Genomic DNA, 20,882 nt, shown 5'->3' on the forward strand with positions numbered 1-20,882 from the left:
GAAGTAGAAGATGAAATTAATTGATAACAGCCTGTTTATACAAAAAGCCTACGTTTCAGGTGAGTGGGCGGATGCGTTCGATGGTACAACGACAGACATTACCAACCCTTCTACCGATGAAGTGATTGGCTCGGTGCCAAATATGGGGGCAAAAGAGACCGCCCAAGCGATTGAAGATGCACAGGTTGCCTTTAAACTGTGGAAAAAAGAGACGTCTGAACATCGCTCTAAAGTTCTTCGTCGTTGGTATGAACTCATGATGGAAAACGCCGATGATTTGGCGACTATAATGACGACAGAGCAAGGTAAGCCATGGGCAGAAGCGAAGGGTGAAGTGACCTACGCAGCAAGTTTTATTGAATGGTTTGCAGAAGAAGCGCGTCGTGCATACGGAGATATAATACCAAGCCACAAGCAGGATGCCCGCATACTGGTAACTAAGGAACCTATTGGTGTGGTTGCAGCAATCACGCCTTGGAACTTCCCTGCCGCGATGATCACTCGTAAATGTGGCCCCGCGTTTGCCGCTGGCTGTCCGGTTATTCTTAAGCCTGCACCCGATACGCCATTTACCGCGTTGGCGCTTGCTGAATTGGCGCAAAGAGCCGGTATTCCTAAAGGGTTGTTTAGTGTTATTACGGGTGATGCCATTGCGATTGGTGGTGAACTAACTAAGAGTAAAATCGTTCGGAAAATCTCGTTCACTGGATCGACGAATGTTGGTAAAATTTTAATGGAACAGTCGTCATCAACCATTAAGAAACTCTCATTGGAGTTGGGTGGTAATGCGCCGTTTATCGTCTTTGAAGACGCTGATATTGATGCCGCTGTAGAAGGGGCAATGATCGCTAAATTCAGAAATGCAGGCCAAACCTGTGTCTGTGCGAACCGTCTGTTTATTCATGAAAATGTATATGACGAATTTGCTAAAAAATTGGCCAAAAAAGCCGCCGAACTGAAGGTAGGCGATGGGTTTAGTGAGGGTGTAAATATTGGACCACTTATCAACGATGCGGCTGTAGATAAGGTATCTCAACACATTCAAGACGCCTGTGATAAAGGAGCAAATGTGCTTTACGGTACATTACCAGAGCCAGGAAGTCGCTTGGTTACACCACATGTTATCACGGGTGTGACAGATGATATGTTGGTGGCAACAGAAGAGACTTTCGGGCCAATGGCCGCGCTGTTCAGTTTTAGCGATGATGATGAAGTATTGGCACGTGCAAACGATACGGAGTTTGGTTTAGCTTCGTATATATATACTCAATCTTTAGCACGAGCATGGAAGGCTGCAGAGGAACTGGAAACGGGTATTGTCGGTGTAAATGAAGGTTTGATTTCGACTACGCTTGCCCCATTTGGTGGAGTGAAAGAATCGGGCCTAGGACGCGAAGGTTCGTATATGGGTATGGATGATTATTTAGAGGCGAAGTATATACTCATGGGTGGCTTAAAATAGCGTAAATTGAGTCGCCTTCACATCATTGTGGTTTTGAGCCCACGAGTCTTAACCCCCTCTTAACCACAAGTCTTCTATTCTTGCGTCAATTAGAATAGGAGACAGAAGATGATGTCTTATCGAAAAATGAATTGCAGCTTACTCGCCATGATTATTGTCGGCTTGGTAGGCTGTAGTTCATCGTCAGACAAAGATTACCAAGAACTTGCGAAACAATCCCTTAAGCAACAACTCGTATGGAACGCTGAACAACCGGAAGCGACAGAGGTTATTCAACTTACCGAACTAATGAATATTCCAGAGCTCGACATTCTTATCAAACAAGCCATGGGAAATAACCCAAGTTTGCAACAAACCTTAATGGCTCTGAAAATTGTTTATGCACAACGTGATGCAACAAATAGTGAACGAATTCCTTCGTTAACCGCAGGGTATGACGCGAACAAAGTAGAAGATTCTGATGCTCAATATAGTGCCGATCTTACTGTAAGCTGGGAATTGGACTTGTGGGATCAGATTGGCAGCACCACCAGTGCTGCGGACAAAGATATTGCCAGTAGTATAGCGACTTATCAAAGTGCAACTGACACATTAGCGGCCAACATTATGCGAGCATGGCTGCAAATAAGCCTACAAAAACAGTTGGTTGATATAGAAATTCAGCGGCTGCGGGTAACGGAAAATAACGAAAGTATCATTTTAGAAAAATACCGCTCTGGTTTAGGGGATCTGGAAGATTTAGATACCGCTAGAACGGATAGTGCTTCAACACGTTCAACTCTGGTCGAATACACAGAAGAGCTTGCTCAAAATCAGAGAAGCCTTTCCTTATTGTTAGGGCAGTTGGGTGGAGAGCAAGGATTTGATGTGAATTCTGAGTTTCCCGCCGTGATAACACCGCTTATCTCATTTCCTGAACAGGATCTTTCACGGAGACCCGATCTTCAAAGTGCTTTTTATGATCTAGAAGCCGAAGAATTTCGAACCAATGCGGCCTATAAGGCGCTTCTCCCTTCTATTAGCTTATCTGTTGCGATTTCTGATGCGGCTTCCTCTCCCACATCGGCCCTTCTAACGAGCCCGCTATGGAGCCTACTCGGTCAATTGTCTGCACCCATCTTTGATGGTGGTTATTTACAATCACAAGCCGAAATATCTGAAATGACAGCTGAGAATGCGTATTGGATTTACCAAGAAACGTTACTTAATGCGGTCAATGAAGTAGAGAATGCTCTTGGTCAGGAAAAATCATTAGCCGAGCAACAGCGACATTTAGAAGATGCGCTTGACAGTGCAAAGCGCAGCTTTGCTAATTATCAGGAGAAATATAGAGAAGGCTTAGTCGATATTACGGATTTGATTTCAGTTCAAACCAATGGCTTCGATGTAAAAGTAAAGCTGACACAAGTCATTTATAACCGTTTAGTAAACCGAATTGATTTAGGCCTAGCGTTAGGCCTAGGAGTATCCTCATGAAACGAAAATCATTGCCAATCTTTGTCACGCTAGTTTCCATTGCATGCTTAGCCAGCGCTGTTGCGTATAATGGTTCTCAAATGTCAACTAAAGACGAAAAACCTTCTCAAAACGGACAAACTCCTGTCCATGTACCTAGCAAGGTAAAAGCCGAACTTTTAACCGCGAATGCCCCCAGTGTTGTGGTACTTGAGGTTAAGGCAGATACATATAAAGCGTTAGTGAAGGGGTATGGTGAAGCTTCTGCTCATTATGCAATTACATACGGTTCAGAAGTGAGTGGCAGAGTTGAAAGTTTGATGCCTAAATTTGCAACTGGTCAGTTGGTTAAGCAAGGAGAAGTCCTGGCAACATTGGAAAATACCTCTTACTTGCAAGCGGTAGCGGCGGCAAATTCTAACCTGGCACAAGCTGAATTGGATCTTCTTGAAGAACAAAGAACCGGAGAGCAAGCGCGTTTAGAGTGGAAACGTTCTGGTATGACAGGAGAACCTAATTCCCCTTTGGTATTGCGAAAGCCTCAGCTAGCAGCGCAACAAGCGGTAGTAGAAAATGCCAAAATTAGCCTTAGAAAAGCTCAGCAAGACCTAGAAAAAACAATAATAAGGGCCCCATTTAATGCTTTGATAGTTGAGCGTTACATTCAGCCGGGAAGTTATGCGCAAGTAGGGACTTCGGTTGCTGAGTTATACAGCACAGATAGGGTTGAAATTGACATCCCATTGTCGATGAAGCAGTGGCAAACGCTACCAAAACTGACGAATAAGGATCTATCAAATCAAGATCAGCCGCCATGGCCAGTTACTCTGTATAGCGCAGATGGTGAGAATAGCTGGCAGGGTTATGTTACTCGTGTAGAGCAGCATGTGGATGCGACATCTCGTCAGCGATCACTAATTATTGCGGTTGAGAAGCCATTCGAACAGGAGGTTGGACTCTTTCCCGGTACTTTTGTACAGGCCTATATAGAAGGCGCTGTGCTAGATAATACATGGGAGTTACCTGCATCAGCTATCTCACAACAAGGTGACCTTTGGTATTTGACCGAGAATAATCAGCTAAATAAGGTACCTGCAAATAAGGTATTTGAAAAATCTGGTTCTGTTTATGTATCACCAATAGAAAATCTGCCCACCGCAAAAATCATAAAAAGACCGCTTAGTAATTACATAGTCGGTATGCTCGTGACACCTAAAGTTGAAGGATAATCGAAATGCAAAATTCAACGTATAGTGAAGGCATTATTGGTTGGTTCGCTCGTAATTCAGTGGCGGCAAATTTACTGCTTATTGCAACCATAGTGATGGGTATACTCTCGTTAAGTGAGCTGCGTAAAGAAGCCTTTCCTAGCTTAGCCCCAGATCAAGTAACAATATCCGTCAATTATGATAGTGGTAATCCGGATCAAGCTGAAGAAGGAATCGCAATAAAAATTGAGGAAGCGCTGGAAAGCGTGGCGGGTATTGATGCTATAACATCAACGTCGGACGCAAGTGGTAGTCGGGTCGTCGTCGAGAAAATGAACGATTACCCATTGGATACTCTATTTACAGATATCAAAACTAACGTAGATGCGATAAATGATTTCCCATCTGATGCAGATAATCCAGTTATTGAAAAAGCCACTAGGCAAGATCATGCCATTTGGGTTCAACTTTATGGTGATGCCGATAGAGCCACATTTCAAGATCTAGCAGAGAAGTTAAAATCAGATTTGTTAATCCAACCGGCTATTCGTGATCTAGAAATTAAAGCCACGGCCGATCCCATGATTGCGGTCGAATTGGACGAAGCCAAGTTACAGGCGTATGGACTTACGTTATCGGATATATCTGATGCGATTAACGCAGAGTCTTCGAGCGCGATAACAACCAGTCTTCGGAATAACGAAAAAGTGGTCAGGCTAAAAGTATCTGAACAGGCTTATGAGCAGCAAGAATTTGCCAATATTCGTCTACTTACCTTATCTGACGGAACCCATGTCTATTTAGGCGATATTGCTAACGTTCAAGAAACGTTTGAAGATGATACCTATACGTTGTCTCGCTATAACCAACAAAGTGGCATGGCGATAGAGATCGTTATGGATGAGTATGGTGATATTACTAAGATCGTCGATCAGGCCAATCGGGTTGTTGATAAATGGCACGCGTCGAACTATCTTCCACAGGATGTGCAACTGACTACTTGGTATGACTCAAGCACCGTTATCAAAGATCGTCTTAGCCTGTTGGTAAAAAACGCCCTTTCGGGTATTGCTCTGGTTTTCATTATATTGGCCGTTTTCTTAAACCTAAGCGTCGCTTTTTGGGTGGCGGCAGGTTTGCCGTTTGTATTTTTCGGCACGCTATATTTTATGACAGATAGATTTACTGGTTTAACTATCAACGAAATGACCACATTCGGCTTCATCATGGCATTAGGTATTGTCGTCGACGATGCCGTTGTGGTGGGGGAGAGTATTTATACCACCCGGTGTGAAGAAGGAGATAGCGTAGAAAGTACGGTTAGAGGAACGTTAAAAGTGGCAGTACCGACCATTTTTGGTGTCCTAACGACCGTTGCTGCGTTCGTTGCTATTGCGAATGTGGAAGGGCGTATGGGTGAAATTTATGCTCAATTTGGTACGGTTGTGATGATTTGTTTGTTGCTTTCTGTGGTCGAGTCAAAGCTGATATTACCTTCACATCTAGCGCATCTAAATACACATCGTGCAGCGGGTAAAGGTATCTGGTCAAGAATTCAACAGGGCGCAGATGCAGGGCTTCAATGGTTTAGTAGCAAAATTTACCGAAGAGCGATTGGTGTTGCACTGGAATATCGTTACGCCGTATTGGTTCTATTTTTGTCTCTTTTTGTTTTAGTCGTTGGTATGCCACTCACTGGGAAGGTCCGAGTTTCATTCTTCCCTGATATCGTTGGTGATACTGTGCGCGGCGAGATATCCATGTATGACGATGCTAGCTTTGGTCAAACAGAGGCGAGTTTATTACAGCTTGAAAGCGCCGTTATAGCAGCAGATGCAAACCTTGTTACCAAATATGGTGAGCAAGAGAGTGAGATCCTCAACCTACAAGTCATCGCTGAGAGCGACGACAGTGGTACCGTCACCGTAGAAATTGACAGTAATAGTGTTTATCAATCAAACGAATTACTTAAGGAATGGAAAAGATTAAGCGGTATTCCGGAAGGGGTAAAAAAGCTTAGTATTGAAGCTAAAAAGTCGATGGGAGATAACTTCAAAGTTGAACTTAAATCGTGGAATACCGATACTATTTTTGCGGCAGGAGCGGAGCTAAAGGCGAAACTTCAAAGCATTGATGGCGTGAGTGGAATTGATGACAATATGAGCCCAGGAGAACCTCAATATCGATTTGAGCTTACAGAGCAGGGGCGTTCATTAGGGTTAGAAACCTCCGATCTAGCATCGCAAATATTGCGTTCGTTCGGTGGTTCAACCGTTCAGAAGTTCCAGCGGGACAGCGATGAAGTTAAGGTAAAGGTTAGCTACCCAGAGGATCAAAGACAGACGTTGGCTGATATCATGGAAGCGCATATTCGAACAAGTGATGGTAGCGTTGTTCCATTAAGTACGGTTGCGAAAGTTTACACTGAATATCAACAATCAGAGATTACTCGAATTGATAATCTAAGGGCGGTATACATTACGGCAAGTGTCGACAAAAATATTATCGCGTCTAATGAATTAGTGCAGAAAATAAAGACAGAGGTAATGCCTGATTTATTGGCACAGTATTCAGGACTAACGATTGATTTTTCTGGTGAGGCAGAACATCAGGAAGAGACGACTAGTTCCATGAGTAGTATGTTTGTAATGGCATTAATTGCAATATATGCATTGCTTGCTATTCCATTAAGGTCTTATGTTCAACCGATTCTTATTATGATGGCTATCCCTTTCGGTATTGTTGGCGCGATTCTAGGGCATGTTGTGAACGACTTGACCATTAGTATTCTATCTTTAAATGGTGTTCTAGCACTAAGTGGTGTCGTAGTGAATGATAGTCTTCTATTGGCTTCTCGATTTAACACCTTGATAAGAGAGAAGAATATGGCGGTAAAAGAGGCGATATTTGAGGCCTGTACTGGTCGTTTAAGGGCGGTGTTGCTTACCTCGTTTACCACATTTGCAGGTTTAGCCCCGCTACTTGGTGAAACATCTGTACAAGCACAATTCCTGATTCCAGCCGCTGCGGCACTTGGCTATGGGATCATTTTTGCGACATTGATTACTCTGGTGCTCATTCCTTCGTTATTACTGATTAATCATGAAATAACGACGGTATGTGGTAATTTAAGAAATAAGATTTTTTATTCTAAGAAGGTAATTAACGAGTGTTAAATTTACTCTTACTCTTAGTCGAAGACGATATTGATCTTGCGACCGCGGTGATTGATTACCTTGAACTCGAAGGTATTCAGTGTGACCACGCTGCAAATGGCGTGATAGGACTGAACTTAATTGAGAAGAACGATTATCATGCGATTATTCTCGACTTGAACCTACCGTTAATGCATGGGTTGGCGGTATGTGAATCAATGCGCTCGAAAGGGATCGATACACCCGTTTTGATGTTGACTGCGATGGATAGCTTAGATGATAAATTAGTTGGATTTGCTAAAGGTACCGATGATTATTTAATTAAACCTTTTGCAATGGAGGAGCTCATTGTTCGCGCTCAAACGTTGGCAAGAAGACGCAGTGGGCAGGCGACGTTGTTGTCTGTCGCAGGCATTAAGCTTGATGTAGAAAAGAAGACGGTATACAGAGAAGGGCGCGAATTAAAACTATCACCGACAGCAATAAAAATATTGGAGTTGTTGCTACGAAATAGTCCTAATCCGGTATCTAGAACAACAATCACCCAAGTAATTTGGGGAGATGAACAACCGGAAAGCAATAGCCTTAAAGTTCATATGTTTAACTTGCGAAAACAGTTGAACTCTGCTGGAGACAACACGGTAATTCATACCATTCCGGGGTTTGGTTTCTCCATCGAAGAGACTGAAAAATAGCGATACACCGATGATTGGCAAGAGAAAGAAAACGAGACGATATTGAGAATCGAATGAAGATAAGACCCAGCCTTAAGATCCGATTTATTGCCAGCATGATATTATTGGCGTCGGCAATGGCCATTTTTTTTTCCATTTTAACACTCACTTATTTTGTGCAGGGGTTAGATAAAGGCCAAGAACAAACGATGCGTGATTTTGTTAATGCCAAAGGTGTTGTAGAAGGTCAATCTATTAAAGTATGGGGGTATCATGTCTCAAGTCGTTGGGAAGATATGCCAGACAACGTGAAGGGGTCATTTGAAAATCGACCACCGACAAAAGCATTTAGATTAGAAAAACGGACCTATGGTGGAGGGATATTTTCGCCACCAAAAGAAGTAAATCTCATAATGAAGGGGTTCAATAAGCAGGGAGAAGTCCGTTACGTTTCAAAAACCTTACTTTTAAAGGCGTCGTATAGAGGGCTCGATGAGGAAAAAATGTTCCCTCATTTTGTTTGGGTTATTATTGTTGCTGTAAGCGCTATTATTGTCTTTTCATTGGTATTGTTTGTTCTTATTAGTAAGGTCGCAAGCCCTGTTGAATCGTTAAAAAACTGGGCGAAGTCTATTGATGGGGAGAAATTAAAACAACCAGTCCCTGATTTTCAATACGGTGAACTAAATACGCTTGCAGATATCATAAAGACCAGTCTTAGTTCGGTTCAGGAAAGCCTCGAAAGAGAGCGACAGTTTTTAACCCATGCCAGCCACGAATTAAGAACCCCGATTTCAGTGATTAGAACCAATACGGAGTTATTGATCAAGTTGTACGAGAAAGAACAGGGAACGCCAAAGCAATTACAAGTAGTTGAGAGAATAGACAGGGCAGGAAGAACCATGACCAATCTCACTGAGACATTGCTGTGGTTAAGCCGAGATGATCTGAATTTACCTCAGAGTGAAAAGGTTAACCTGAAAGACATGATCGACGAACTTATTATAGAGTTGACTTATCTTTTAAAAAATAAGCCTGTGGAGCTGGAAGTGACAACATCTGAGCACATACTCTGTATTGCGGAAATACCATGCAGAATTGTTCTGGCTAACCTGATCCGTAATGCTTTTCAACATACTATGGTGGGACATATTACCGTGATTCAGACTGGAAGCTCTATCTCTGTAGTCAATAGCAGTGTCCAGAAAGCGGCTGAATCAACAGACCTAGGTTTTGGATTAGGTTTGAGATTGACTAAAAAATTGGCCGATAGATACGGTTGGCATTATACGGATAGTTTTGATTCTGCTACCTATAATGCACAAATAGAATTACGACCTCGTTGATTAATAAATCACCATTTACGGATGAGTTAGAGGCTGTAAAAATATAATGAAGCTTAGTCTTTAATCTAGAGGTATGTGAATACTTTTTAATTTGTAAACACGATTTATTGTATCAATGAAGCACCAAACACTGATGAGAGATGATTTGGACACTGACCAGAAACGGGTTAAGAAAGCGACTCGTATTGAAAGCGTGATGAACTCGGCAATGTGGCATTTAGGACAACGCGACATGACAGAAAGCGAGTTGTTAACTAAGTTACGCATCAAGACCGAAAACGAAGCCTGGATCGCTGAGACTCTCGATAAGCTTCGTGGTTTCGGCTATCTGAAATCCAACAAAGATTTTGCAGAGCAGTTCACGGAACGATCTTTTATGAGTGAATATGGAAGTGGTTATATTCAAGAAAAACTCAAGAAAAAAGGGATCTTAGACGACCAGATTCGAGACGCTATTGAAAAGGTTAAAGCAGATAGGGCGATCTGTGAGCAGTCGATGCTAAATGAGTATGTAAACAACTATTATCATGAATTTACGATTAGTAAAGAGCGACTTCAAGGGACGTTAAAAAAGAGAGGTTTTAGTTATTCGCAGGTTAATGAGGCGATCAGTCAGCACGCATCATTTTCACAGCTAAAAACTAACCTCGAAATCAAAGCGTCTAAAGCGGATATTGAGAAGGAAATATTGAAATATGCACGAAAGGGAAAGGGGGCGACCGTTATTCGACAAGAGCTACGCCAACGAAAAATCGATGTTACCGACTTTGATGTGATACTCGAAAGATTGGTTAACTCAGAAGATGTGGATTTTTTCTCATTGTGCTTAACACAACTAGAAAAAAAACATTATGACCTAAGTAGTCACAAAGAGCGTGGTAAAGCATATGCCATGCTGAGTCGCAAAGGCTTTTCATCAGAGCAAATACAATTTGCCTTTAGTGAAATGGAACACGATAAAAACAGGTTTGATGAATAACATATTGCGACCTAGTAATCTGTCTATACTCGATAAACAGCTTGTGTCATTTTACGGCATCTGTGACAAATCAGGTTCAATCGATATATGAATGTTGTCACGATACTCACCGCCTCTTCTGTCTTTGGTTTCACCTACAACAAAGTTTATCGGTAATGAGGAACCAGAAGTTGAATCACCACTACGCCACTGGCGGCCTTTCTTATGCATATCAATACTCTTATCCGCTATGGACATTCTATACTCGATATCCCATTTGGGATTAAGTGAGTCGTGACGCAGGTTTCCATCATAATCTGATTCAATGGAGATATAATATCCGCCGGTACTCTGAATCCAGAGTCTTGGGGAGGAACGTATACTTTTTCCTGTTTCTAGTTCTCCGAAATCGAGGTCATAATGTCTTTGAGAAAGTCCGTAAAACTGAACCTTAGAAGTGGGTAGTACTTCAGCTTCAATATCCAAATATATTTTTTTGCCAGTATAGCTTAGCAAGTTACTGCCATTTTCAATGACCGAAGCTTCTAATTTGTTTTCATAACTCCCAGCACTCACCCATTGTTTACCTGGGTATCGTAACTGAATTTTGCCCGTGGCATTGTTTTCAGTTAATGGGATATACCATAATCCATTTTTTTCAAATCCACGCTCTGCATGCCATTCAAAATTTAAGATCTCAAAATTGGGGCTCTGCAAATGGTCAGAATTTCCACCGATATCGAGTTCAACAATTGCGGTGCAGTCTTGACCTTCAATATCTGCTCGTACTATATAATTCTGAACCAAAGGTGTATCACTGACAGAGAATACATCATATCTGGACAGAGAAAATTGGGGCTCGATGCTTACTAATCTCGCATTACAATTTCCGTAAGCGTAGGTATTTACAGTCAATAGCAGTAAAGCTAAGAACCATCGTTGGCTATTATTCCACATATAAGTCTCCCAAGCGTATCAATGCATCGCTTTCTTTAGGTAAAGTAATTTCTATCGACTTCGTGTCCTTTAGAAAAAGATCCAATCGGTATTTTCCCGGACGTAATCCGGAAATGGCGAATCGACCATTTCTATTGGTAAAAAACTCGACTGGGTCGTTTTTACCAGCATTTTTACCAAGATATATTGCCTCTCCAACAATCAGAGAAATCGGTTTACCTGTTTTCTTTTCAATTACGTTACCCATCACGGTTAAAACAGAGTCTGAACCGACTTGCAGTTTGTATCCACGTTTATACCCAGGGTAAAGAGAGAACGCACCTTCGCCTAGGTCATAGCCTGGCGGTAGATCTTCTACATCAAATCCGATTAATTGAGGGTTATACGCAACCAGATCAGGTATAAGTACATTACGGGTAGAACGACTGATTACCCTTGCATATTCTGTGTTTCTTATTGGGTCTATTGCCACATTGTTTTCTGCTAAACTCGGGTGTTTAGTCACAACAGCAAAGGCCTCGCCGACTTGACGGCCAATTGCCACAGAGGTACCAGAAAAGGCGATGGCACTTGATAATTCTATTTGGCTATTGTGCGTCTGGGTCTCAAGATCTGTATCGTCATATCGAGTGTTATGGCTAGCGCTTACCGACATTCGATTGGCGGTATAATCTACCCCTGCATCGATATCTGCATCTGTATCTCGTTCTCTTCCCACTGAGGCATATGCAGATATTCCACCAGTATTACCTATGCCTTCCCGATAACTTGCTTCCACAGCCGCATAGTCAGTATCGCTCTGGTAACGGGCAACCACTCTGGTTGCTTTGCTAAGTGGCCAACTCAACGTAAGAGTGGTGTAGAACTCATCGTCTTCATATTCGTTTATTTGATAGTTAAATCGGGTGCTCCATGATGCGGGTGTCGCGAAAAGAGGACCGGAAAAGCTCGGACCGACAACGGTATAATTGTCGCTTTCCTCAGAACCGGAGCTATAAGATAGGGACAAGGCTGCCCGCATTCGAAAACTGATATCCATCGAACTGAAAAGAGAGACATAATGTTCAACCGTATTCAGCGGTGTCGTCAACGAATCGAAGTCCCTAACACCAGAGAAATTTTCAGTCTGATAATCATAAATAAGACTGAAGTCGGGATTATATTCATTATCACTATCAAAACTTGCGTCGAATGCGAAGCGAAAAGCTTCCCCTCCTCCAATATCAGAATGATGGCTACTTGACGCCCATAGCTCAGTGGTTCCTAGTTCAGTAGCAAATAGAATTGATCCGCCGTATTGATATAATTCTTCACGAGCTTGCCCATTAATACCCAGAGTTAACCAAGGCGTCACACCGGCTTCTATGTAACCATGAATTAGTTGTTGGTCTGTAAAGTAATCTATTTCGTCTCCGTTTATCTCACTGGGTAAACCATAGGCGATGCTGTATTCGAATTCGCCGCTATCAAGAAGGTCATTTCCGGTAGCAACAGAAAACTGAAGTCGTTCTTCCTGACCGCTTGAGTCAGTAATAATTAATTCGACATCATTGTTACCTTGAGCGAGGGGGATATCGTTTAGATTATAACTCCCAGCATTCAAGGTCAGTCTCTGTACGACGATACCATCAAGCACTACGTCTACATTTGACGTACGTTGTAACGTGAAGCTCTGTGTTGCTCTTGGCCGAACATTTCTTGTTGGAATAAGTGTGAAATCTCTTGTTAGACCGATACCTAAAAGGTCAACGCCGTCCTGAAAAGCCGCACCAGAATTATACATATCGCCCAAAACAAGACGTGTCCCTTGAGAAGGGAAATCCATATTGAATCGGGTACCTTCTCTAAGATAATAAGATTCAGCGACATCGGAACTGACATATTCTGATTCGTACTCTAGATTAGCCCTGCCTATATTGAATGCTGAGTCAAAACTACTCGTAAAACTGGTTTCACTCGTCGACTGATCATCTTTCTGAACCACCTGCGAGCCAGAGAAAGTGACATTGAGATAACCACTGGCCAATGAAGGTTCCAAATAGTTGTTATAGTCACCTGCACCTTCAAAAGACAATTGCTGTGTCTGTAGCATTTCTATAGGTATAGATATGACGCTTTCTAGCGTTGAAAAATCAAATGTTAGGTCGAGTCCCGCGCTTCTAAAGTCTTTTTGAGACAGCTTATCACTTTGGTTTAGATCAGATAGTTGGTTGGTGGTTTTTTCTGAAATGAGACCTTTTAATATAAGCAGAGTATCGTTTTTAGGTAGTAATATCTCATCATCAGCGGTGATGATGACCTGTGCTTCACCGATGACGCTATCACTAACTCTTAGAAGTGACATAAGTTCTATATCTCTCCCTGTAGGGTTAAGTTTTACTTGGTTTTCTTGCGCACTAACGAATGAAGAAAGTAGTACGACAGAGAAAACGAAGGTGATCCTTGTCAACGGGTAATTCACTGCATCTGTCCATAATATTCCCCTGGCTCCACTTGTGTTTGTAACGAAAACTTAAAGGAAGTGGATGGGGCGATGAATCGTTCACCTAAAAAACGGTTAATTGCATCTGCACTTTTTCTCTGTAGCCCTTCGAAACGAATGAGACTTAAATATGAGAACCGATCACCTGAGTTTGTAATGACGGCTGTACCATCTTCATCAACGACTAAAGTAATCTCAGCGGCCTGATTTTGAGAAAAAACATGTATCAAGGCGTTGTAGTGCATTTGCACTGAAATACCTGATGTGTCTGTGTTGGCAGAAGCGAGAGGAGGCTGGCTAAAGCGGACAAAATAACTATCAGAATGTGGCAATTTTTTGCTGCCTATCCACTGCAAACGAAAAACCTGTGACTTCCCCGGCTTCACCATAGCTGCGGGGGGAAAAATAACGAGGTTATCCTCATTGCTATCGTGGGTTACAAACTCACCATTTGATAAGAATTCTAGTTTTTTAACACTGATTTCAAGTGGTATCTGTTGCGTCGAGTTATTCGTCACAACGACCTGCGCCATTCGTCCACTTTGAATTTCCATGTCTAGAACGGTGGGTGTAATAATAATGGCGATTACACCCGGACTAATTGTTGATATTAGCAACAGCCAGAGAGCGCGCTTCCACATGGCTTAATCCGCATTTTCTAGTTTGATATCGACAGTTTTGATATCGAATCCATCAAGCGCTTTCATGGTAAATATACGTTTTGAGTTAGGTAATACTAACGAACCTCCAATTAGTTCACCGATCTCAGAATTCTTGACGAATAATGAATGACTTTTATCAGAAATGGTCCAGTTTGTTCTGGTGATACGACCATAGCTATTACCTGAGTTCTTTATCGACACCAGCCAGTTTTCCTCTTTTTTTGTCACACTATTTACGCTTAGGTTTGGGTTGGTGTTTTTTGGTCTGACATTGAGTAGGGTATCAAATTGCAGTAAAAGGCCCAAAGATGCTTGTTCTTGACCAGAACGAGACACTTTTACCTGGCGGACTGAAATTCGATATGGTTTTGACGTTGTGATTGATGGGTTGCCTAAATATCGTACGATTACAGCTTGAGATCGTCCTGGCGCAATGATGGCGCTGGAAGGAATGACCAGCAAGTCATCCTCGGCAGATTTGGTGGTTTCCTTGCCATACTCATCCATGGTGAAAGAGAGCGGGACCAATTCAATCGTTAGGGGGGATTCACCGGTATTGTCAATTCGCATGGTCATCTGCGATCCTTTCCCGATTGGCGCGATCTCGGCCAACATAGGTTGAACCTTATAGGCCAATGCAGATTGACTAACTAGAATAAGAAAACTAACCAAAAACAGCCTTGTTATTGTCATCCTAATACACTCCTTGTATTAAATGGGAGGCATAGCCTCCCATTGGAAAGTAAGGTAAGTATAGAACTAGTTTTGCGTTATTTGAATGGTCAATGTATCAGAATAACCACCTGAGAAAGTAGCAGTTTCTGTTGTGGTTACGTCCAACGAGGCGAGAACACCTACGGCAAGAGTACCAGAACCACCATAAGATTGACTTACAGACACATCATTTAAACCAGGGCCGCCAGGAGCGTTAAGTGTTAGAGATGCTAAACCAGCAGGGGTAAATACGGCGTCATAAGTTAATGCAAAATCTTCTTGATCATCTGATTCTAGGCCACCTTCAGCACTGATTAGAGTTACTGTTGCACCATCGGCATCATTACACTGGATCCCCAAAGGAACATTAATAGTTTGGAATCCGGCATCAACCATACCGAAGTCGACCAGTTGAGAATTCATACCGGTAACTTCACACACCGGAGCTACAAAACCGACCAATTGAACATCACCCGCGTTCGCATTAACTGCAAAAAGAGCCGAAACTGAAATTGCACATAGAGTTAGTTTTTTCATTGAAATATCCTTTATCAATTTTTGATGATTCGCTGTTACCACTGACTGTAGTCTGAGGTCTTCCATATTCTGCCTATTGCAAGTTGATTACGGGTCAACACCATGGATAGATGGGTATACATCTATCTCAATAATATCTTCGTAAAGCCCCGCATAGTGCAGATTTTCTTCTAGTGTCACTTTCATCACTCCTTCCGTTGTAAATGGAATGACACTGGAACTTTCAATTAACTTTGGCGACGATAGGTCTTTACTTTGCAAGGTTCTGTTCATGCCTATCGAAGCCACGTCAATATTTAACTGGTATTGCACAACCACAGGGGTTTTACTCTGTTGCAAGCTCAAGCCGCCGTTTTGTGAATATAGCGACATACCCATGGGCTGATTGCACTGAATTTCAAATAAAACACTTTTTTGAATGTCGTTTGAGAAATCCAATTTGTCACCGCGATTAAAATTGATCTCGCAATGGCTTTTTATGTGTCCAAACACGCTAAGAGAGAGGTCGCCATCTGATTCTGCGAAACCCATAACAGGTAACATCATCAAGAACGAAAGATAAGTTGTCTTCATAACCCTCTCTCCTAAGTTGCTTCATCGTTTGAAAGTAAGTGTAGTGGCGAACAGAAAGCCAAAGGTATTAAGTTAGTTTGATGAAAATTTGAAAGTAGTAGTAAGGTATGAAGGAATTATGAAATAAAAGTTGTAGACTGATAAAAATGTCATTTAATTTCATGATCTTATATCTAAATAAAAATATTGTATTTCAAGTATCATTTTAGAAACAGATGAGAGTACTAATGCATGCTATATTTTCCCTGAAGGATTTATAGTTTATTGGCACGCGAAAAAGAAAAACTTATGTTGCTGGTTTAAAGGTATAATATGAACAAAACAAACTCATATGCTCTTCATCCAAAAAAAAATATATTGTTTTTTGGCCGAAGAAATATTCAGTCAAGTTTAATCAAGAAAGAATTAGAAAGTGCTAGCAATATCCAAGTGACACAGTTTTCACATAACTCAGTTATGAATTTGTTTACCTCTAATAAAATCGATGTGGTATTAATCGGCTATCATTCAATCAGTGATAGTGCTTATAGTGAGTTTATGTCATCAAGTGTACCGGGACTTAGTGTGGTCATATACGATGTACCTACAGACCTGAAAAATGAAACAGAGTTGATGTCTTGGAACAGTCTACGAGGTATTCTGTATGAAGATGCCCCGATAGAGCATTTGGTGCGTTGTGTTGTTGACGTAATAAATGGGGAACTTTGGTTACCTCGTCAACTAATGTCTAAGATGTTACTTCAGTTCAAAATGTTGTCTATTTCCTCCCCCACTTATGCTGACGATTTAACAAAACGAGAAAAAGAAATTCTAGATATGTTGGTACGAGGACAAACTAATCTGCAAATTGCCGATCAGCTTTATGTGGCGGAATGCACAGTTAAAACACATATCTATAAAATTTATAAAAAACTTAATATTAAATGCCGCAAAGAAGCGATTACATTAGTTAATCGTTGTAATAGCCTTCATTAATCTAATATTCAATAATTAGGATAACTTTCAATATAAAGCCTTCAACTTGATTTTTGGTCTCTTCTATTGCTACAGGTTTGCCCACAATAATGTGTAGACCTATTGCTTTGAGATAAAACGTGGCTGCTTTATCCGTACAATTCAACATGATTTATCGTCATATTGATCTCGCTTATTGCGTAGTTTGTCACTTGTTTGTTTTGATGGGGGTGTATGTACGCATCTTGTGATTGGATAAAGTTATCAAAAAGTAGTGTTTTGATAACTTTATGTGATAAATAGAGAAAAATGAGAAGGAGAAGAAGAATACATTACCACTTATTTTATGGCCTAACACCCGCTTTACGTTAGTGATTTGTCGTTAACTAAAAGAATATCTGCATTTAGTATTCTATTACTCTATAAACCTCCGCTATAACAGCGTAGGATCAGGTAACTTTGGATAAAATACTAGGCTTGCACTCTGGTGCGCTAACAGAAAAAATTATGCAACTAACAGAAAATGCATCACTCAATCACGCGTTACTTATTTCTATTTGCACACCGCAGTTTAAAGGTGATGAGGCAGCAGAATCACTTGCAGAACTTGGTCGACTAGTGACTACACTAGGGTTTAACGTGGTTGGCACACAGTCGCAAATGCAGAGTTCGGGTCAAAAACAAAATGTACTTGGTTCAGGGAAATTGGCTGAAATAGCGCACCTCACTGGTAACAAGGGTTTGTTTGAAGAAGAAGATTTTTCTGATGAGACGGATTTTGCTGAACTTCCAACAGAAGAACTGCCGTTTTCATGCGCAGATGTGGTGGTATTTGATTGCGATTTAAGCCCATCACAACAACGCAATGTGGAAAATCAATTAGGTGTTGAGGTGTTTGACCGTACGGGGATCATAATTGAGATCTTTAGTCGCCATGCTCGTACCCGAACAGCACGCTTGCAAGTAGAAATCGCTCGTCTAAATTACTTAGCACCGAGGCTCAGAGATTCCACCATTGGTAATAAAGAACGCCAAATGGGTAAGGGTGCAGGCGAAACTACGCTAGAGCTAGATCGTCGTAAGGTTCGCGACCAATTAGCTGAATTAAGGCGTGACTTGGCTAGTGTTCAAGATGAAATGAAAGGCCGACGTACACAACGTTCTGAAATATTTTGTGTTGCTTTGGTTGGTTATACCAATGCGGGCAAGTCATCAATGATGCGAGCGATTACAGGTAGTGAGGTATTAGTAGAAAATAAACTTTTCGCAACACTTGATACCACGGTACGTGCATTGTACCCCGTTACGCAACCTCGAATACTCGTTTCAGATACCGTCGGTTTTATCAAAAAGCTCCCTCATGATTTAGTTGCCTCATTTCATTCAACCTTAGCAGAAGCACATGATGCTTCGTTGTTATTGTATGTGGTCGATGCCTCAGATTCTACTTTCCGTGCTCAACTTGATGTTGTTCACGAGGTATTAGAGGAAGTGGGCGTTGAAGGTATAAAAAAATTACTGGTACTGAATAAATCAGATCAACTGAATACTGAGCAACAACAGGCACTGATGGAAGAGTTTCCTGATGCCATGATGACTTCAACCCGCAATCCTCTTGATATCGCTAAACTGCATAAATATATCGTTGGTGCAGCCGAGCATGACATGATTGAAGATGAGATTATTGTTCCTTATACCGCTAAAGGTATTATAGGTGAAATTCGTTCCAGCATGAGTGTCACTAAGGAAGAGTATGAGTATAGTCATATTAAGTTCAACGTACGGTCAAACGCGATTGACTTAGCACGGTTAAAAAAGCGAATGCTTAATCTATAAATAAGCAGGTGTGAACGGGGTCTCCAGCATAAGATAAACCTCTCACTTTACGATGGTTATTTTTCCTTAGTGGGAGGGAACTGGCTTATCAACGGCCTCAATAAGTTTCTTGTATTCGAGTTAATACAGTCAATAAAACAACAAGGTGAATCATTCGATTCGCCTTCTCATCTTCAAATTACAGTCTATTGCATGCCATGATGTCATTAATCATGTTCAACCCAGCACCATGATTCCCACATGGAATGTTGACGGTTTAAGCCAACCTATTTTTATTTTTCTTGCCCAAATACGTGATATTTCGCCCGTTATTGCCCGGTTTTAGTGCTCATATCAAGATACGGGCATCTAAATGGCCGATAGCAGTCATTTACGGGCGTATCGTGACCTGTATCTCAATTGCTGCTATTTCATGTGTCATTGCTTTAATCATTGGCTACATCATTGTAATTAGTATCAAGAGACCAATCGGAAAAACCAGTCCGGTATTAATATAAATGGCAGAAGGCGACATGACTCAAAGAACCAACTATGTTGATAAAACAGAGTTTGGTGTGATCTCCAGAACGATAGACACATTAGCAGACGAATTTGCTCGCGTTGAATGCGGCTATTGAGGCCGCTCGGACCGGCGAGCAAGGAAGGGGTTTTGCTGTTGTCTTGACGGGAGAAACACCAAATATGGCAATATTATATTAAAAAGGGTGTAACCATCGACTAAAGGTGCACCATGATACGTAACGAACTATCGTACAAATTATGATGTTGCACAATTTGTGGAAGTACATCATGTATTTTTATATCCAGCCCAACCTTCATGACCAATATTTTCTTCTAGATACCTACAAATAGCTTTTAGCTATCAAAATCATAGATTTAATCGATTTAACTTATCTAATCAACTTATATATTCTGTTGTTAATGAGTGGATTTGGATAAGGTAATGGGTATGGCAACAAGTGCGCTAATTGTTGAAGGTGGGGCAATGAGAGGTATATTCGCCAGTGGGGTGTTAGATGCATTTATGGAGAAAGCGTTCTTGCCGTACAATTTTGCTATTGGCGTTTCTGCTGGTGCTTCTAATTTAGTCGGCTACCTTGCCAATGCACCTCAACGCAGTTTTAATATTATTACCACATTGGCAATAGACAAAGGTTTTTTTAACCCGATACGTTTTACTAAAGGCGGGCATCTTGTTGATGTGAAATGGCTCTGGAATGAATCCAACCAACGTTACCCTCTCGATTCAGAAGTACTATTTTCAAGTATCCCTATGTATGCCGCGATCACAAATATTGATACGGGTTGTGCGGACTACCATCAGATAAAACCTGACTCACTGTCTAACATTATTGAAGCGACAACCGCACTCCCTGTGGCTTATCGTGAAACACCGTGTTTTTCAGGTGGCTGTTATATCGATGGAGGTGTTGCTGACTCCATTCCAGTAAAAGAAGCGTATCGACGTGGCGCCCGTGATATCACGGTGATCTTGTCCCATCCTCTTAGTTATCAAATGCAACCCAATAAATACCCATGGTTAATAAAAAGGCTGCTGTCTAAACACCCGAATATTGTGAAATCTATGATGGTAAGAGCCAATAATTATAATCAATCTCTTGAGTTCATCAGAAATCCACCCAAAGACGCTATTATTCGAGTGATAGCGCCACCAGAAAGCTTTGCGGTTAAGAGGTTAACAATGAATAAAGCCACATTGCATGACGGCTACCAGATGGGGGTAACTGCCGGGAAAGAGCATCTATCCATTAGAAGTGGTACTTATGGGTTGAACGAAGAGAACTGTCATTTTTGTATTTAACTATATGATTATAATTAATTATTGATTCTAGATTGGGTTGAAAAAGTTGTTGTTTTAGTCTGAGGTCTAAACTGATTCTAAACCGCT

At 41.4% G+C, this 20,882-nt stretch carries 17 protein-coding genes and 1 pseudogene; 11 read left to right on the top strand and 7 right to left on the bottom strand.

Annotation, left to right across the window (positions count from 1 at the left end):
* The first annotated feature begins 10 nt into the window (after window positions 1-10).
* From AACW90_RS01275 to AACW90_RS01305, 7 genes are all read left to right on the top strand, one after another.
* Window positions 11-1,462, top strand: a complete 1,452-nt coding sequence (locus AACW90_RS01275) for an NAD-dependent succinate-semialdehyde dehydrogenase (RefSeq protein WP_390229667.1) — start codon at window positions 11-13, stop codon at window positions 1,460-1,462.
* A 108-nt stretch (window positions 1,463-1,570) separates the two neighbouring features.
* Window positions 1,571-2,938 (top strand): TolC family protein, encoded by a 1,368-nt coding sequence (locus AACW90_RS01280; protein WP_390229670.1) that lies wholly within the window; start codon window positions 1,571-1,573, stop codon window positions 2,936-2,938.
* The gene (locus AACW90_RS01285) at window positions 2,935-4,146 is read left to right on the top strand and encodes an efflux RND transporter periplasmic adaptor subunit (protein WP_390229673.1); all 1,212 of its coding nucleotides are present in this window, start codon (window positions 2,935-2,937) and stop codon (window positions 4,144-4,146) included. Before AACW90_RS01280 ends, AACW90_RS01285 begins: the two co-directional genes overlap by 4 nt.
* A gap of 5 nt (window positions 4,147-4,151) precedes the next feature.
* Complete coding sequence (locus tag AACW90_RS01290; RefSeq protein ID WP_390229676.1) at window positions 4,152-7,301, top strand: efflux RND transporter permease subunit; 3,150 nt, start codon at window positions 4,152-4,154, stop codon at window positions 7,299-7,301.
* Complete coding sequence (locus AACW90_RS01295; RefSeq protein WP_390229678.1) at window positions 7,295-7,975, top strand: response regulator transcription factor; 681 nt, start codon at window positions 7,295-7,297, stop codon at window positions 7,973-7,975. The genes AACW90_RS01290 and AACW90_RS01295 overlap by 7 nt, the downstream gene beginning before the upstream one ends.
* A gap of 53 nt (window positions 7,976-8,028) precedes the next feature.
* Complete coding sequence (locus tag AACW90_RS01300; protein ID WP_390229679.1) at window positions 8,029-9,300, top strand: sensor histidine kinase; 1,272 nt, start codon at window positions 8,029-8,031, stop codon at window positions 9,298-9,300.
* Window positions 9,301-9,496: 196 nt separating this feature from the next.
* A complete protein-coding gene (locus tag AACW90_RS01305; protein WP_390230816.1) occupies window positions 9,497-10,279 on the top strand; it encodes a regulatory protein RecX in 783 nt (260 codons plus the stop codon).
* Window positions 10,280-10,330: 51 nt separating this feature from the next.
* On the opposite strand, the gene AACW90_RS01310 is transcribed toward AACW90_RS01305, so the two are convergent.
* From AACW90_RS01310 to AACW90_RS01335, 6 genes are all read right to left on the bottom strand, one after another.
* The gene (locus AACW90_RS01310) at window positions 10,331-11,215 is read right to left on the bottom strand and encodes a hypothetical protein (protein ID WP_390229681.1); all 885 of its coding nucleotides are present in this window, start codon (window positions 11,213-11,215) and stop codon (window positions 10,331-10,333) included.
* Complete coding sequence (locus AACW90_RS01315; RefSeq protein WP_390230819.1) at window positions 11,205-13,559, bottom strand: fimbria/pilus outer membrane usher protein; 2,355 nt, start codon at window positions 13,557-13,559, stop codon at window positions 11,205-11,207. The genes AACW90_RS01310 and AACW90_RS01315 overlap by 11 nt, the downstream gene beginning before the upstream one ends.
* Before the next feature lie 113 nt (window positions 13,560-13,672).
* Window positions 13,673-14,338, bottom strand: coding sequence for a fimbrial biogenesis chaperone (locus tag AACW90_RS01320; RefSeq protein ID WP_390229682.1), 666 nt, complete (start codon window positions 14,336-14,338; stop codon window positions 13,673-13,675).
* A 3-nt stretch (window positions 14,339-14,341) separates the two neighbouring features.
* Complete coding sequence (locus AACW90_RS01325) at window positions 14,342-15,052, bottom strand: fimbrial biogenesis chaperone (RefSeq protein ID WP_390229684.1); 711 nt, start codon at window positions 15,050-15,052, stop codon at window positions 14,342-14,344.
* 66 nt (window positions 15,053-15,118) lie between these two features.
* Window positions 15,119-15,610: a hypothetical protein gene (locus AACW90_RS01330; protein WP_390229686.1), complete on the bottom strand. Its 492-nt coding sequence runs from the start codon at window positions 15,608-15,610 to the stop codon at window positions 15,119-15,121.
* An 87-nt stretch (window positions 15,611-15,697) separates the two neighbouring features.
* A complete protein-coding gene (locus AACW90_RS01335; RefSeq protein WP_390229689.1) occupies window positions 15,698-16,183 on the bottom strand; it encodes a hypothetical protein in 486 nt (161 codons plus the stop codon).
* 312 nt (window positions 16,184-16,495) lie between these two features.
* Between AACW90_RS01335 and AACW90_RS01340 the strand changes: the two genes are divergently transcribed.
* A complete protein-coding gene (locus AACW90_RS01340) occupies window positions 16,496-17,158 on the top strand; it encodes a helix-turn-helix transcriptional regulator (RefSeq protein WP_390229692.1) in 663 nt (220 codons plus the stop codon).
* 1 nt (window position 17,159) lies between these two features.
* Here AACW90_RS01340 and AACW90_RS01345 read toward each other — a convergent pair whose 3' ends face one another.
* Window positions 17,160-17,306, bottom strand: a complete 147-nt coding sequence (locus AACW90_RS01345; protein WP_390229695.1) for a hypothetical protein — start codon at window positions 17,304-17,306, stop codon at window positions 17,160-17,162.
* A 338-nt stretch (window positions 17,307-17,644) separates the two neighbouring features.
* Between AACW90_RS01345 and hflX the strand changes: the two genes are divergently transcribed.
* From hflX to AACW90_RS01360, 3 genes and pseudogenes are all read left to right on the top strand, one after another.
* The gene (gene hflX / locus AACW90_RS01350) at window positions 17,645-18,973 is read left to right on the top strand and encodes a GTPase HflX (RefSeq protein ID WP_390230822.1); all 1,329 of its coding nucleotides are present in this window, start codon (window positions 17,645-17,647) and stop codon (window positions 18,971-18,973) included.
* 582 nt (window positions 18,974-19,555) lie between these two features.
* A pseudogene (locus AACW90_RS01355) lies at window positions 19,556-19,633 on the top strand (methyl-accepting chemotaxis protein); the annotation flags it as partial.
* A 289-nt stretch (window positions 19,634-19,922) separates the two neighbouring features.
* On the top strand, window positions 19,923-20,795 hold the full coding sequence (locus AACW90_RS01360; protein WP_390229698.1) for a patatin-like phospholipase family protein: 873 nt from the start codon (window positions 19,923-19,925) through the stop codon (window positions 20,793-20,795).
* Window positions 20,796-20,882 lie beyond the last annotated feature (87 nt).

Source organism: Vibrio frigidus, assembly GCF_042465995.1.
Lineage (GTDB): Bacteria > Pseudomonadota > Gammaproteobacteria > Enterobacterales > Vibrionaceae > Vibrio.

Excerpts from the sequence above, each read along its gene's own strand:
- AACW90_RS01305 (WP_390230816.1), top strand. The coding sequence starts at position 9,497 with ATGAACTCGGCAATGTGGCATTTAGGACAACGCGACATGACAGAAAGC.
- AACW90_RS01300 (WP_390229679.1), top strand. The coding sequence starts at position 8,029 with ATGAAGATAAGACCCAGCCTTAAGATCCGATTTATTGCCAGCATGATA.
- AACW90_RS01320 (WP_390229682.1), bottom strand. The coding sequence starts at position 14,338 with ATGTGGAAGCGCGCTCTCTGGCTGTTGCTAATATCAACAATTAGTCCG.
- AACW90_RS01325 (WP_390229684.1), bottom strand. The coding sequence starts at position 15,052 with ATGACAATAACAAGGCTGTTTTTGGTTAGTTTTCTTATTCTAGTTAGT.
- AACW90_RS01280 (WP_390229670.1), top strand. The coding sequence starts at position 1,571 with ATGATGTCTTATCGAAAAATGAATTGCAGCTTACTCGCCATGATTATT.
- AACW90_RS01330 (WP_390229686.1), bottom strand. The coding sequence starts at position 15,610 with ATGAAAAAACTAACTCTATGTGCAATTTCAGTTTCGGCTCTTTTTGCA.
- AACW90_RS01360 (WP_390229698.1), top strand. The coding sequence starts at position 19,923 with ATGGCAACAAGTGCGCTAATTGTTGAAGGTGGGGCAATGAGAGGTATA.
- AACW90_RS01310 (WP_390229681.1), bottom strand. The coding sequence starts at position 11,215 with ATGTGGAATAATAGCCAACGATGGTTCTTAGCTTTACTGCTATTGACT.
- AACW90_RS01335 (WP_390229689.1), bottom strand. The coding sequence starts at position 16,183 with ATGAAGACAACTTATCTTTCGTTCTTGATGATGTTACCTGTTATGGGT.
- AACW90_RS01285 (WP_390229673.1), top strand. The coding sequence starts at position 2,935 with ATGAAACGAAAATCATTGCCAATCTTTGTCACGCTAGTTTCCATTGCA.
- AACW90_RS01340 (WP_390229692.1), top strand. The coding sequence starts at position 16,496 with ATGAACAAAACAAACTCATATGCTCTTCATCCAAAAAAAAATATATTG.
- hflX (WP_390230822.1), top strand. The coding sequence starts at position 17,645 with ATGCAACTAACAGAAAATGCATCACTCAATCACGCGTTACTTATTTCT.
- AACW90_RS01290 (WP_390229676.1), top strand. The coding sequence starts at position 4,152 with ATGCAAAATTCAACGTATAGTGAAGGCATTATTGGTTGGTTCGCTCGT.
- AACW90_RS01275 (WP_390229667.1), top strand. The coding sequence starts at position 11 with ATGAAATTAATTGATAACAGCCTGTTTATACAAAAAGCCTACGTTTCA.
- AACW90_RS01345 (WP_390229695.1), bottom strand. The coding sequence starts at position 17,306 with ATGTTGAATTGTACGGATAAAGCAGCCACGTTTTATCTCAAAGCAATA.
- AACW90_RS01315 (WP_390230819.1), bottom strand. The coding sequence starts at position 13,559 with ATGTCACTTCTAAGAGTTAGTGATAGCGTCATCGGTGAAGCACAGGTC.